Origin of the sequence: Pseudomonas sp. BO3-4, from assembly GCF_034044115.1 — a bacterium.
GTDB lineage: Bacteria > Pseudomonadota > Gammaproteobacteria > Pseudomonadales > Pseudomonadaceae > Aquipseudomonas > Aquipseudomonas alloputida.
The window spans coordinates 2,350,318-2,364,670 of the sequence record NZ_CP139018.1 but is presented as its reverse complement, the minus strand read 5'-3'; the positions used below and the strand labels follow the sequence as shown (position 1 = coordinate 2,364,670).

At 57.2% G+C, this 14,353-nt stretch carries 8 protein-coding genes; all 8 read right to left on the bottom strand.

Going from position 1 to position 14,353, the window contains the following annotated elements; genetic code table 11:
- Positions 1-96: 96 nt before the first annotated feature.
- The 8 genes from REH59_RS10810 to REH59_RS10775 all read right to left on the bottom strand — a co-directional run bounded on the left by REH59_RS10810 (position 97) and on the right by REH59_RS10775 (position 14,344).
- Positions 97-630 (bottom strand): DUF2514 family protein, encoded by a 534-nt coding sequence (locus tag REH59_RS10810; protein WP_320450567.1) that lies wholly within the window; start codon positions 628-630, stop codon positions 97-99.
- A complete protein-coding gene (locus REH59_RS10805) occupies positions 627-1,115 on the bottom strand; it encodes a glycoside hydrolase family 104 protein (RefSeq protein WP_320450566.1) in 489 nt (162 codons plus the stop codon). Before REH59_RS10805 ends, REH59_RS10810 begins: the two co-directional genes overlap by 4 nt.
- A gap of 64 nt (positions 1,116-1,179) precedes the next feature.
- On the bottom strand, positions 1,180-2,820 hold the full coding sequence (locus REH59_RS10800) for a hypothetical protein (RefSeq protein ID WP_320450565.1): 1,641 nt from the start codon (positions 2,818-2,820) through the stop codon (positions 1,180-1,182).
- Between the two features lie 182 nt (positions 2,821-3,002).
- Positions 3,003-5,681 carry a hypothetical protein gene (locus REH59_RS10795; RefSeq protein WP_320450564.1) on the bottom strand — a complete coding sequence of 893 codons (2,679 nt, stop codon included), beginning with the start codon at positions 5,679-5,681 and terminating at the stop codon, positions 3,003-3,005.
- Positions 5,682-6,355: 674 nt separating this feature from the next.
- Entirely contained in the window at positions 6,356-7,084 is a 729-nt protein-coding gene (locus REH59_RS10790; protein WP_320450563.1) for a hypothetical protein, read from the bottom strand.
- Positions 7,084-8,055, bottom strand: coding sequence for a hypothetical protein (locus REH59_RS10785; protein ID WP_320450562.1), 972 nt, complete (start codon positions 8,053-8,055; stop codon positions 7,084-7,086). The genes REH59_RS10790 and REH59_RS10785 overlap by 1 nt, the downstream gene beginning before the upstream one ends.
- On the bottom strand, positions 8,052-13,709 hold the full coding sequence (locus REH59_RS10780; protein WP_320450561.1) for a tape measure protein: 5,658 nt from the start codon (positions 13,707-13,709) through the stop codon (positions 8,052-8,054). Before REH59_RS10780 ends, REH59_RS10785 begins: the two co-directional genes overlap by 4 nt.
- A gap of 245 nt (positions 13,710-13,954) precedes the next feature.
- On the bottom strand, positions 13,955-14,344 hold the full coding sequence (locus tag REH59_RS10775) for a hypothetical protein (RefSeq protein WP_320450560.1): 390 nt from the start codon (positions 14,342-14,344) through the stop codon (positions 13,955-13,957).
- Positions 14,345-14,353: the final 9 nt, after the last annotated feature.

The window sequence follows — 14,353 nt, the reverse complement described above, 5'->3', positions numbered from 1 at the left end:
ATTATTGTGTTAACGCTCCGCACGAACTGCCAAGAACCTGAGTTATGGCGCCCTGGATGCTGCAAATTCCAGGGCCTACCACAAAAGATCCACACCCTAGTTCGACTGACGGGCGTCGACAGTCCTCTGCATTGCGGCGCTGATATTCTCGCAAGCCTTTCCAGCTATTTGACTTCGCTCAAGCGCTTTCGCGAGGTCTCCCGCCATTCGGTCAGACTCTTCAAGCAATCCCCTGAGCACCACGACGGCAGAGGCTCCTGCCTGGCGCTGCTGGGTAGCGATGGCACCACAGGTGGCTGCTCGGCCGGCGCGCAGTCGATCGATTTCACCCCGCAGCCCGCCAGCAGCAGACTCAGCGGCAGTAGCGCGGCTGGTAACCTCTTCCAGTTTCTTGCGTGCATGCTCACCCTCCTCGTCTGCCAACTTCTGGCGCCGTTGCTCCTCAGCGCGCGCTTGTGCTGCTACTCGCCGGCTGTTCTCCGCGACCGCCAAGCGGTAGTCGGCCAGCTCGGTACGAGCCTCGGCTGTCTCGCCCTGAGCGACCACCACCCGGTACTGCTGTCCACCAGCGACCAGCACCAGAGCGACCAGCCACCAGCACCAGGCCGGTACCGCGGCCAGCCAGTTCATGCCAGCGCCCCGCCGAGCTCAACCCACCGCCCGAGCAGCTTGTCCAGGCGGTGCGGGTTCTGTTTGTAGTTGTTCCCGGGAAAACTGGCCCAGATGTTCGAGCACTTGGCGATTGCCTGCTGAATGCGGCCAGCATTTATGTCGTCCAGGGCGTTACGTTCCCGGATCTGCTGCAGCGCGATGCGGTCCTGATTCTCTGGCGTGAATCCACCCGCCAGGCGCAGGCTGGCCCGGTAGGCGTCCCAGTAACGCTCGAGCAGTTGGTACCGGCCGGCGGCGGTGCTGGTGACCGCCTTGCCGTTAATGGGGAAGGTGAGCTTGCGTCGCGGGTGATCGGCATAGCCCTGAAACAGGCTGCCGCCGTACAGCACGTTGTAGCCGTCGTCGCTGGCTTTGATGGTAGAAGTGCCTTCCGATAAGGCGATCAGATCCAGAAACCGGAGCACGTTGGCGTTTCCGGCCTGGGTTTCGGTGAGTCTGGCCATGTTTTCTCCAGGCGAAAAAAAGCCCGCGCTGGGCGGGCTGAGGCATTTGAAGAACGCTGATGTCTCAGTCACCAACTGAGCTGGTGAACCTGAGGATTTCCGAAAGGTGCAAGAGGCTATTTTTTGTTCGAGGATCCAATTTGCCTGCCGTCATACCCTCGCTCAGATCCTGCAGAAACTTCTGGGATAGAATACCCATTGAAGAAATCGACCCGACAACATTTTTAATATCTTCGTCGATCATTGACTCGTAGCTCAGGCCTTTGCCTTCATAGCGCAAGCTCTCATCCGCCCACTTCGGTAAAACTTCCCTCTGGCTAACTGAGCCAAAAGCCAATGACTGTGGCGTGATGTTGATTCCTGACCTGTCAAATGTCGCGGCGATTCCTTGGATGCGCCGGATATCCTCAAGCCTAAAGTTTTTCTTATCCTCATCAAACCGGATGATGGCTAACGCTGGATCTAAAATATAAAGAATGAAAAGGATTATTAGGTTTCTATCAAGTATTTCATCCAAATCGCATCCGAAAACCTTTTCCAGATCTGGAGACTCGCACAACTCACCAAAGCATTTGCTGGCCATTGGCGAATAGACTAGTCCCAAAAGAGAGTAGTACCAAGCGCGACCAGCAAAATATCTTTGCCTGAATCCCTTGTAAATGCTCACCATGGCTTGCTGAGGTGATTCCGCATACCCATGTTTTTCAAGAGTATCGCACAGATCCTTCTTTAGGATGCTTTTATAGGCCTCATCCAAAGGGGCGCGATCTATGACATTGTAGTATGCCTGTGAGTTTGTATTATAATAAACCCTGTTACTCTCACCGCCACCGCCATTGAGCCGAACAACGCAAGAATACTTTATGCCTGAGCCAGAGTTAGGCTTTAAGTTAGTGCGAGACACCCCAATGCATCCGAGCTTAAAAAGAGACCACTTACTGACTAGATCAGTAGATCCATAGCTTTTAGGCCTTGGCGGACTCATTTTGATTTTATAGTTTTCAGACAACAAGGTAGCAATTAGGAAGTCATCTGCTCGCTCCTTCCTGGAATTATCAGAGGTTATTTTAACCCCGTCCGAATAGGGTAACGCGAGCCCCAGAACCACCCTTGAGTCAATGCCGCCAGAAAGTTCAAGATCAACCTCGAAAGACCCGGAAAGTCCAGCTATAGCCGAGCGCGATTCATTGATGAAATTAGTTACCCGATCAAAAAATCCAGAGCTTCCTCGTGTAGATGGCGACTCGCATGCGCAAACATTAAAGACTCCACCAGAAATCACTATTTTACAGTTCGCCTCAAGCAATTGGATTTCAGATATCGCAAGGCTTTCACTATACGGCTGCTCAAACAAAGATGTGCTAACAAATAACTTTGCAAGCTCTTTTTTAGAGGCTGTCAGCTGACAGCCCCTTTTACTCAGATAGTTCGCCATTCCGAAAAATGAAGTTGAAACACACCAAAAATCGGCAGTGGAATAATAAAAAACCAGTTCATTACCGTCTTCATCAGTTCTGATAACGGTGTCATTGCCGTCAAGATATTTAAGAAAGAACTTACCTTTCACAATCTTGTCTAGACTGCCACCGCCTGCCTTGAATGATCCAAGCCCATGCGTATAACATATGACATCTGAATCGATGTAAGCAACTCCTTCAAGGATGTCGCCTACATCATCAACCATATCAGAGCTAATAAGAATCATGAAACTCACCTTGTTATTCCAGCACTTAACCTGTTGATATTATCTCTAGGCTCATACCAACCCTGGTAGGCGTGATTTACTAACCATCACACAGGCATTAGGCTGTGAATTCTAATGCATTTCGACCGCGAAGCACAAGCGCGGCAGGCATATCTCGGCTTTGCTGCTAACCGACTCTAACTCTATATATTGTTTTGCAGAGTTGGAGTTGCTGCAGTATTAATGTACGCAGTGCTTACCGTCATCCCCGCGCTTATACAGTTGGAGATTACACCACGAGCTACCAAAGGCCCAATCTGAATTGGTCGAAGACCGTTAAATACATCACAACTGCTCACTATAACCACGGGACAATTCGAGTTCACATATATACACTGGTTCGCCGCCGTGCCATCTACAGTGACATCCTTAATTAGGATGAAATCCCAATCACCCTCGACCCTCAACGGCCTGGCATTGCCAGACAGTACAGGCACGCCACCAACAATCCTGGTATTTGTTATATATAGTTTTCCCTTATTTCCTGCTAGCGGCACCAAGCTAATACCGATAGATGGGTTATAGAACTTGCATCCATCAATCTGAATAACGCCCCCGACTTGTTGAGCCCCGTCAAGCATAGAGAGCACTGCACCGCCACCATACGTTCTGCAGTTTTCAATTAGGATATTTGCTGGCAGGGTTGAAAGCAGGAACGACGTATTGCAATTCCTGACTACGCACCCCGAAATGACGACATTCCTATTTCTAGGATTGAAACCGGCCATGCCTGAGTTTTCCGCAGCGCAGCCAATGAATTCGATGAACTCCGAATCATTATGCGTACTGTAGCAAGCGTGCCATGTATTCTTAGAATGGCAATTCACTACTTTAATGCATCGCGACAGGCCAAATAGGTACCCGACTTGCTGGGAGGATGTTCCATCCTCCTTCCTGAAGGAATGACCAGTATTGAAGAAATGCCTAGAGCCATCTCCAACGCAGTTTGAGATTATTCCGTATTGGCAGCAATCCGAAACGCGCACCTGGTATTGGACTGGCCCCCTTGGCGTCATTGCCACTGGCTGGGACTCTCCGGGGGTCAGGCCGGATGTGGTGTATTTAGAGTGATAGAAGTAACAGCTATCAACATGAAAATCATAACAAGAGCGAAATTCCAACTGATACATGTCAATCTTGTTGAACTTACAGCTACTAACCCTAATGTGTTTCCCATAGATAAACCCAAGCCCAAGATCACCTTCCGCCGGATCCAGCCTTCCTTGGCCATCAAACTGTATATTCTCAACATACACGTTCTCAACTGGGTTAACCTTGTGGACGCGGGCATTCTGCAAGGTGCTATAAGCTGAGAATGTTGAGTTGTTAGCTCTGAATTTTGTAGGAGAAATTATTTCATCGACGATTAAGTATTCTCCTACTTGACCTGGGGTGGTATCTCCCGGCTCGGTTTCATCGGAAGTGACAATTACCAAATCGCCCTCTGCCAGCGATGCGGTGCTGACGTTGATGACCCAAGCCCCCTTCGCTATGTTTGCGGTCGCTGAGATACCCGCATTGAACGATCCTCTTGCCTCCACCAAGAACTTATAGGTGGATGTGTAACCGCCGGATCTGTTGGTAAAATCAAATACTGTGCCGGCGGCGCCTATGAGACGAGTATTAGAGTAGATGTTCAACGTTGTCACGCCAGGAAAAACCCACCTTCCGGATGCGACGGCCAAAGTTCCACCACCCACTGCGTTCAGGTAGTCAGCAGCCTTCTGTATCGCCGACCAGTCGCCGACCGGGCCGAAATCTGTGGCGTGCACGGTCTGGCTCAGTTTGGCGTACACCGTGCTTGCAAAGGCTGTCGGCCAGTTGCGGCGAAAACCTACAAGTGCAGAGCCTTTTGCTGGGTCAGAGTCACCGGACAAATCTTCCGACCTTACTATCCCTGCCGGTAGCCAACCGATGTCTATTGTGCCGTCATCCCCGGCACGGACGATGCCTCCTGGAGCAGGTGATACGGAGATCTCATGCCTGAGATCTTCAATAGCTTGCTGGCTATCATTCGCAGACCAGCCTGAGTCTGTGTAGATGTACTCCGCTTGATCAATCGTATTGGTATATCGATCCCCTATTTGCAGAGGGGCACCATCATCTCGTATCAGGGGATCCTCTGGCGACGGCAGCAGGAAACCGGACACTCGGGACCTAGCTTCAGCAGCTGCATCAGCGGCACTTGCTGCACTATCAGCGACGGCCTGCAGCGCCTCGGTCCGGGCTATATCGCTCGGAATCCAGTCGACATCTATGTGTCCCTGAGCGTCGGCCAGCGGGATTAACCCTGGCCCAGGCGTGACTGATGCCGTACCACCGGTCACGACCGCCTCGGCATTCTGCGCACTGGCTGCCGCACTGGCGGCGCTGGCCGCCGCTGCAGCACGGTCGGCTGCTACTTGTTCCGCGGCAGATGCAGCCTCGGCAGCGCTCTCGGCCGATATCTGCTCGGAGAGACCCGCCGCCAACTGACTTTGCGCAGCTGCCTGTTCGCTAACACTCGCAGCGCCCAGGCTTTCCAGAGCAGAGGCGGCCGAAGCCGCCGCCGCGTCTTTAGCCCCCTCCGCAATCACGGTAGCACCCGCAACCTCGGCACGCGCGTGTTCCACTGCGACTGCATCGCCGGCAACCTGCAAAGCCTTGGCTATAACGATTTCGGTTTGGGACGAAACTTGGCCAGCGTCAATCTTCACCTGAGATGCAAGGTCCCTCACCTCGATCAAGTCTTGGCTGGTGGAGTCTCGTGCGTCCTGAATCTGCCCCAACAGCTGTACAGCTGCGTCGATTTCTGGACCGGTGTGGGCGCTGTTGTAAGCCATGGACTTTTCTCCGGGCACAAAAAAACCGGCTTGTGCCGGCTTGAATAGTTGAATGGTTCAGGAAACTGTGAGGATTAGGTTTCGCTCAGCGCCCGATAACGCATCTACCGCGACCCCTGTGACTTGCAGCGGGAAACCGACATTCGCGGAATACACCTGCAGCGCCGGAGCATTCACCCGCTCGACCCTTGCTGTCGGGTCGGCACCCGCCATCGAAACCGCCCACCCTCGCGTTGTTTTAGGCGTCAGGCCGATCGCCAAGAGCAGTACGTTCTGCAGCTGAGTGGTTACGTTGATGGGACTCGCTGGGGAAACATGGGCCTCCAGCTTTACCGTCGACCACCCCTGCGCTCTAAATACTAAAACGGAAACGAAAATCGAGTTGGAACCTGACCGTGCGTATGCAGGAGGGGCAAGTCCATCAACGTAGCGCGCGGTGCACACGTAATCCTGGTTACCCTGGGCCCAATGTTGCCACCCCGCTGCCGTCAGCGTGGTCCGGATGGTTTCGTTGAGTGGAGACATGATCGTGACGACCAAGTCGCCTGGCTGAATGCCAGCCGGAAACTTAGCCTCAACCATCGCAGGCCCGCTTGCAAGCAGGCTAGTCGAGCCAACGAACTCCCACGCAGACCATGGCCCTGGGAGTGATCCCCCCATCAAAGCGGCCTCGATCATGCGCGAGCTCCCACAGAGCCGACCCAACCATCGCCGATCCAAATGAGGATTACAGTGGTCCAGTTGTTGCCCAGCACCGGCACTTGACTATTGTTCCACAGAATTCCGGCCGGCCAGGTGATGTTCGCTTTACCGGTGATATGCAGCACCACCGACATCGCCCTGCTTGCGGCAGGCGGGTTAGCAAAGCTCAGGGTTCGCTGTTGGGTTGCGTTGACCTTGAACACCTGGCTAAGCGCCAAGTCGAGCACTGCAGTTGAGGTGGCAACATCAAGGTCGTATCGCCTGAGGCTGCCAGAGTATTCGACGCCCGTCCCGTCAGGCTTAGCTACCAGCGGCAGGCCACCTTTGCCAGATAACGCCGGAAGACCAGCTGCTCCTTGAGCTGCAGATGCTGCGGCCTGCGCTGTGTCCCGGTAGCCCTTGGCTGCATCAGCCTGGACCTTCGCAGCCGATGCCTGTTGAGTAGCGGACTGGGCGCTCTGCCCTGCAGAGGCGGCCCGCTGGGCCGCGAGATCAACCTGTGCCGCGCCGTTGCTGCTGGCACGCTGGGCGCTTTCGGCCGCCGATTCTGCCTGCCCCCCGATGTAGTCAATTGCCTGGTTCATCTGGTCCGCAAACTGCGGCAGGGCGGACATGAAGTTGTCAGCTAGCGTGGCGAAGGTGCCGGCCGAGTTCTGCCGGCTGGGCGCCTCCGGCAAAGGCGTGATAGTAGGTGTAGCCATCAGATGAGTCCTTCGACTGAAATGGAGCAGTCCGACGCCGTCGGCCCGCTGATAACCAGATTGAATTCCTTGTAGTAGCCGTACAGGATTGTCGACTGGAGGCTAGCCTCACCAATCCAAACGAGTGGTTTCGCACGGTACTTGCTGAGCAGGCGCTGCACTTGCGAAACCATGTTGGTCTGCACAATCACGTCGAATTCAGCGCGCTTCGAATACCCGCGCTCCACGATGATCATGTTCCCGAAGGTGTCGCGCTCCTTCCGGCTGTAGTCGGTGATGCCAACTGAGGTGCCGTAGAGCGCCTCACCCAAGACAGCAGCTTTGCCCAGGATCAGGGCGCCAACCTTGGCAACTCCACCTGGCTTGGCAATCTTGATCTCGATAGAGCCGTAGCTCCCCGCCGGCAAGCCGAGCAGCACGAAGTCTTCATTCACCTCTACGGGTGAGAAAAAGTAGTCGTACCAATCGTTGATCCCGTCCGTAGAGACCGGCGAGACCACCGACTCGTACACGATGCCTTGGTAGGGGTCGACTACCCGTACGTAGATAGACGCCGCATCCAGCCCGAAGAAAGCCATCGAATCGACCGCTCTCGCCGGGGCGATGGTCAGCGCGATGCTTTCAGGATTGCTGGTCACCGTCCCGATCTTGTCATCGAACATCCGCCATCGATTAGTCGGCCCTAGATCCAGCCAAGTTGGCGGGTCGGTCGCGGTGCCAATAGGGTTTTTGTTGGTATTCGCCACGAGGGCTTCGTAGTTCCGGTGCTCAAGCATGACAACGTCGCCGACCGCGTACGCCGTGGTAGACACCCAAAGGGGGTAGTCTGCCTCCGGCACATTAGTCAGCATGGATGCCACCTGGAAAGATTGCCCAACCTGAACCACCAACGGCTCAGCATTGGGCTCCACCAAAAACGCCTCCATCACCGACATGCTTGGGGTGATTTCGACGGGCTCAATGATCCTCACGGGTACAGCTCCTGTTCCAGCTTCAGTGGTAGAAGATCAGTGTTCTTGGCGGTTTTCTGGGTGTACTTGGCAATGGCGAACAGCGCCGATTTCAATTCGGCCCGGAGCTCGCGCACCTCGGTAGCGGTCACATCGCCCTGCCCACCGTTAAGCATCGCAGCGGTCTGGTTGGCGCTGTAGATCCGGCTTGGACCGGTAACCTCCAACTCTGGACCTCGCTCGCCTACCAGGCGCAAGCCACCACCAAAACTGCCACCACTGGCGAAACCAGGAATTCTCACGGCCTCACCATTTGCAGCGCCGCCACGGGCGATCGTCTCCATCAAGTTGGCGTATGTAACCGAACCGTCTGCCAGTGCAGCCGTCCAGGTTGCCTGGCCTGATGCGTCGAGATCACGCCCGAGAACCGTTTGGTACACCGCCCGCAGCAGTGCTACGTTGTTGTCGTAGGTGTTCTGCTGAGCACTGCCCGCCGCTTTCACTGCCAGTGCAGCCGTAACGGCTTGGCTGAGGCTATCGACTGCCTCGGCCACTGATACAACTGAATTGTCCACGCCGTTCAGCGCATCGATCTGCGCCTGAGCCAGGCTGAGCTGTGCGTCGTACTGCGCTATCTGCAGGTCGTAGGACTTCTTGGCCTGCTCGATACGGGTCTGCAAGCTCTGCGCAGACTTCTCAGCAGCGGTGAGCTGTTTGCCGTTGGCGGCTTCCAGCTGGCTGACGATGTTGGCTGTACGCCCCTGGTCACGGTTGTAAGCCTCCAGCGAAGCGTAGGCATCACTGGTGTTCTGGCTGACAACTGCCAGAGCGTCGTCAAGACCGGTAATGCCAGCCAAAGACTTGCCGGCCCGCACCGTAGCCAGCGCGCTGTTCAGCGTGGCCAGCGCTTGGGCCCGGAGCATCTTCACGGCCTCATCGGTATCGCCGCGCAGTGATTTCAGGGCGCTGCTGAGGCTAGAACCAACGGAAGTCAGATCGCTGACGCTCTGCTGTGCCGTCTGCGACATGTCGTTCAGCGATGCGATCTGAGCATTGTATGCCTCGGTGACCGCTGACTTTTGCGCGCTGACGGCCCGCTGAACCGAGCTCAAGGCGGCGTTTACTGCTGTCGTCACCTTTTCCTGCATCGCCTGGGCCGCGGCTGCCGACCTGGCTTCCAGAATATCGTAGGCTTGGGCGGCAGCGCCGGCCGCGCCGATCAAGGTCAGGTACATCTGGTGACCGGTTTCGGTGGTGAGATCCAGCGCCTCCACAACCTTGCGATAGCCTTCGCGCGTGTCCGGCAGCGTGACATTCATATCCTTGAACTGCTGCTGCACCAGCGCGAGCGCGGTATCGGCCTTTTCCGCTTCGCTGAAGAACGAGCCGAGGTAGTTGCCAAGGCTTTCTGTGAACGCCTGAGCCGCTGCGTTGGCCCTTGCCTCAAGGATGTCATACGCCTCTGCCGCAGCGCCGGCCGCGCCGATCAGGGTCAGATACATCTGCTGACCAGTCTCGGTGGTGAGGTCGAGCGCTTCGATGACCTTACGGTAACCCTCCCGGGTTTCCGGCAGGGCCACGTTCATATCCTTGAACTGCTGCCGTACCGCCTCAAGCGTTTTGTCAGCCCTTTCCGACTCGCTGAAGAACGCGCCAAAGTAGGTGTTCAGATTCTGGGTATAGGTTTCCAAGCCGCCTGCTGCAGCAACCATGGCATTCGCCAGCTCCATCGACTGCGCAGACAGCCCCAGCATCGTCACGTCGATCAGCCCAAGCGACTTGTTGAAGCTCTCGAAAACTGCGACGCGCTCACCCAACTCAGCGAAGCTGTAGCCGAAACCACCGATACCCTGGTCGATGAAGGTGATCATCTGGTCAGCGAACCCACTGAACAGCTTTGCGATCTCCTCCTGGATCTCAGCCTCGGACTTGCCCTTGGTCGAGATCTGCTGCTTGGCGATGTTGAGCCCAGCGAAGGCGCCATCCCCCACCGACACGCCGATACGCCCAAGCAGATCGACCACCGAGTCTTCGGTGGCGTCATAGGTGGCTTGCAGAGCTGAAGCGACTTCAGGATCCAGATCCGAATAGCGGGTGCGCTTCTTGTTCTTCCCGAACAGGCCGCCCTTCTTCTTCTGGTACTCATACTGCTGCCCGGTGAACTCGCCCCCAGTTACGCCCAACGCCAGACCAGTGTCCTTGGTTTGCCAGCTACCGCCGAAGAGCGAGCCGCCCACAAAACTCCCAAGGGCCGAGCCGATGACGCCGCCAATCACGGTGCCCAACGGCCCAACGAGAGAACCAATCGCAGCGCCCGCATAGTACCCGCCGACCCCGCCCGCAGCACCTGTAGCAGCGCCCTTGAGACCCGACTGACCATACCCATACAGCGCGCCGCCGATGCCGGCAAGAGCCCCGCCAAGGGCGGTCGCTCCACCGGCTCCAGTGGCATAGCTCGCGCCTGACCCGGCCGCGGCTCCGGTAGAACCGACACCACCGGAAACCAGTGACTGCCCGAGGCCGAAACCAACGTTGCTGGCACCGGCAGCCGCCCCGGCGCCACTGAAGAGTCCGCTGATACTGTTGCTGAGGAAACTGTAGCCACCACTGATAGCCCCCTGCAGGCCGCCAAGGAATCCTTCGCCAGCGGTCCAGCCGGCGGAGATCGCAGCACCGAAGCCGGAAGTGACCGCACTGTAAGCGCTGTTTCCCATCGACCACAGGTTAGAAAGGCTCAGCCCCCCACCACCGGCCGATCCACCAAATAGACCGCTCGTTTGAGCCGACAGGCCGCCAACCCCCAGCGCGGCCCCGATCTGCATCACGATCGGTCGCGTGATAGCCATATGCGCCAGTTCTGCCAGCAGCTGCTTGAAACCCTCCTTCAGGCTCGTCGCGAAACCGTCAAACCCATTTCCGATGTTCTTCCAAGCATTTGCAAACGCATCATCTACCCGGTCGACTGCACCCTCCGTGAACTTGCCCCAGGCAGTGGCGGCGCTCTTATTTTGCTCATACTCAAGCCCAAGAAGACGCAAGGCTTCCTGGTACTCGGAAGTTCTTTCTGGGGCCAATTCCATGGCCTTGTTCAAGGCCTCCTGCCCCTCGGTGTACTCGCGCAGCAGCTTTTGCTCGGGATACAGCCGATCCATAACGCCGCCCGCGTCGGCCGCTTGTTTTGCCACCTTCACCGCGGTTTGCTGGGCCCGGGTTGCGGCCAGCAACTGCTCATACTCCTTGCTGCCCACAGCAATGTTCTTGCCCGCCAGAGCAACCTGCATGGCCTTCTGGACATTGTAGGCTTCGAGCGCATCGGCACCCTGAAGCGTTGCTTTGGCCAGCGCTACCTGGTCAGCGGCTTCTTTCCCCAGATCGAAAGCTTGCTTACTGATGGCCAGGCTGTCCTCGGCGTCCATCTGCTTCTGGATCGCAGCAGTAACGGCGTCACGAACGCTGGCACCAGTTCTGAGGATCGCCTCCTCCACTTTCTGTTGAAGCGCGAACTCGCGAGTGCGGTCAGTCCCAGACTGATAGGCGGCCGCCAGGCCCTCGGCCGACTTGATTGCGATGTCTGCTTGGGACTTGAGATCCGTTAACGCCTTGGCATAGTTCTTCGCTTGAGTGGCAGCCTCTTTGGCAGCACTAGCGCCATCTTGGGTCGCCTTGGTTGACGCAGCGTCGGCGGCTTTTTGGGCATCTTTTGCCGCGGCCGCCGAACGAATCGCAGCCACCATTTCATCAGTGAGCAGCGTGTTCTCTGCGATAAACCGGTTTGCAGCCTGGAGAGCGGTCTTATCCTGCGAAGTGGCGAGCTGCTTTTGCAGCTGCTCAAGGTACTTCTGCCCCTCTCCGGCTGCGGCTGCCTTGGCAGCAGCATTTTCACGCTCTGCACGGGTGTTATCGTCCGTCGCACCAGTGAGCTCGGCGAATGCCAGCTTCTGATTTTGAAGCAGCGAAGAAAGCTCGGTGACCGGTTGCTGGCTGGACTCAAGAGCCCGCGCCATCTGCTCTGTCACCCCGGGCATCACCCGCAATTGGTCGGCGACCGCCTTCCAATCTACAGCGATACCGGCGGCCTGGTCCCGGGAGGCCTTCCGCACCAGATCCAGTGCAGATTGCGCTTCGGCCGGCAGCGGGATCAGCCCGGCCATCAAGCCGTCAGCGCCGGCGGCGCCCATGTTTCGAAGATCGGACTCGAACTTATCCGCCATCGCCCCAGACATCTGGGACAGCTTGTCCTGCGTATCTTCAATGCTCGCCTGGAGCTCGCGCAGTGTGACGGACTGCGTCGCCCTGTTGAGCTTGTTGAAGCGCTCGGCGAGCTTGTCTACCGGATCGGCCAGATCCCCGAGCTTCTTTTCCAGGGAGCCAGTGTTGTCTCGCAGCGTCAGAAATGCTGTGGCGGCACCAACAGCCAGCATCGCAATACCTGCAGGGCCACCTAGCAGCCCGAGCAAGGTACGGCCAGTACCGACGATGGCACCCTGGGCAACACCGACGGCAGCAGTAGCGCGCGCCTCAACCATCCGCGCTTCTGCAAGCTGTATTGCCAGCTGCTTTTCAACTGCCATCCCGCTGATGCGCGTCTTCGATGCGGCCAGTTCTTTTTCAGCCAGAAAAACTGCGGTCTGCGCTTTCCTTTGATCCGCCTGAGCGGCCAGCAGAACGGTAGCCGCTTGAGCGCGACGGGCCATGGCATCTTCAATGGCGGCCTTGGTAGCCAGCACAGAGCCTGCTGCAGACGTAGCAAGCGATCGCGCATAAACGGCCAATGCACCCGCGGCAGCAATTCCTGCTACTTCGGCAATAGTGCCGAAGTTCTCTGCCAGCGCCGAGATGCCCGACGCGAGCACCCCAGTCAGGTCCGTGGATTCATTCAGCTGGCCCACGTACACGGTGAAAGCGTTGTTGAGGGCGGTCAGGGCGTCGCGAACCGCCACCCCCATGCTGTCAGCCAAAAGCCCATTGGCCACCGCGCTCTTCTGTAGGCCTTCGGTGAGGGTGTCGAGACTGAGTTTGCCCTGAGCGCCCAGGCTACGGATTTCCTCAGCACTTTTCCCTGTAGCCTCTGCGATGGTGTCCACTACGGTTGGCATCGCCGCGAGGATGGACTGCCAGCCGTCGGCTTCGATCTTCCCGGTCTGAAGCGCCTTGGAGTACGCGTCAATTGCCGAGCTGGCCTTATCGACAGACGCAGAGTTGGTCACCAGCAGATAGCTGAAGCTATCCATGACGTCCATTGACTCATCAGCGCTGAGCCCCATCGAACGTAGGCTGTCAGCCGTACGAATGTAGAGTTCTTGAGCCTCCTCCAACGGGCGGTAGGTTCGATTCGCCGTGGCCAAAAGCCTGTCTTGAACCGCGCTGTATTCCCCAAAGCTCTTCGTTGCCAGGCCAATACGATCCGACATCTGGGAATAGGAGTCAGCAGCCTTGAGGATGGTACCGACAGATACAGCGCCCACAGCTGCCGCTAGCGCGCTTTTCAGCAAGCCGCCAGCGTTTTCCGCGCTAGCACCCACCCGATCAAACGCGTCATCGACCCGGGAAAGGCTCGCATCCATTTTCTTCGAGGTCGACGCCACCGCTGATTCGCCACGCGCAATCTCTTGCCGAAGCTGGGCCGTGGTGGCCTCGATGCGGACCAGCATGCCCTGAACGTCAGTATCTGCCATGTTTCCCCCAGGCGATAAAAAACCCGCCTGGGCGGGTCAATGGTTAGCTGCCGGACGAGATGCGGCAGCCCCCCGCAGGCCACGCCGAAGGTCTTTGGCTACGGCCGCCTTGGAGGGCTTCGTCTCCGACTGGCCGAATGGATTGGTTTTTTTCAGGAAGTCAGCTTTCGCTTCCCAAGCCAGGATGATCTCGACTACCGGGGTATCCCAGGCGTCACGCGGCGACCACCCCAGCCACCCAGTGGCTATTCCGAAGAGTTCGTCGACGTAGCTGCCGTTGCCGGATCGCTCTGTTCGTTTCCCTGCGACTCTTCGAGCTCTTCATCAGTCTTGCCGCCGGGGTTAAGCAGCGCCCGTACAAACGGCAGCACCTGGCTGCCAACCTTGTTCACGCCGCCTTCGAACACGGCCTCTTCCACCGCTTCGAGCTCTTTGCGCTTGTTGGTGTCGATGCCAGCACCGGCTGCGATGATGAAGGCAGTGGCAGTGACGTTGCCGGCGCCCAGCTGTTGCATGGCTGGGAGAATACCGCCGAAGCGGTTCTCCAGGGCGCGCACGGCTCGCAGCGTGGCCTTCAGGGTGAAGCTGTCGCTGCCGGCCTCGACGATGACGGTGCCGTGATTGGTCTTGGACATTGGAGTTTC

Coding starts and splice junctions, on each gene's coding strand:
- REH59_RS10810 (WP_320450567.1), bottom strand. CDS start 630: ATGAACTGGCTGGCCGCGGTACCGGCCTGGTGCTGGTGGCTGGTCGCT.
- REH59_RS10805 (WP_320450566.1), bottom strand. CDS start 1,115: ATGGCCAGACTCACCGAAACCCAGGCCGGAAACGCCAACGTGCTCCGG.
- REH59_RS10800 (WP_320450565.1), bottom strand. CDS start 2,820: ATGATTCTTATTAGCTCTGATATGGTTGATGATGTAGGCGACATCCTT.
- REH59_RS10795 (WP_320450564.1), bottom strand. CDS start 5,681: ATGGCTTACAACAGCGCCCACACCGGTCCAGAAATCGACGCAGCTGTA.
- REH59_RS10790 (WP_320450563.1), bottom strand. CDS start 7,084: ATGGCTACACCTACTATCACGCCTTTGCCGGAGGCGCCCAGCCGGCAG.
- REH59_RS10780 (WP_320450561.1), bottom strand. CDS start 13,709: ATGGCAGATACTGACGTTCAGGGCATGCTGGTCCGCATCGAGGCCACC.
- REH59_RS10775 (WP_320450560.1), bottom strand. CDS start 14,344: ATGTCCAAGACCAATCACGGCACCGTCATCGTCGAGGCCGGCAGCGAC.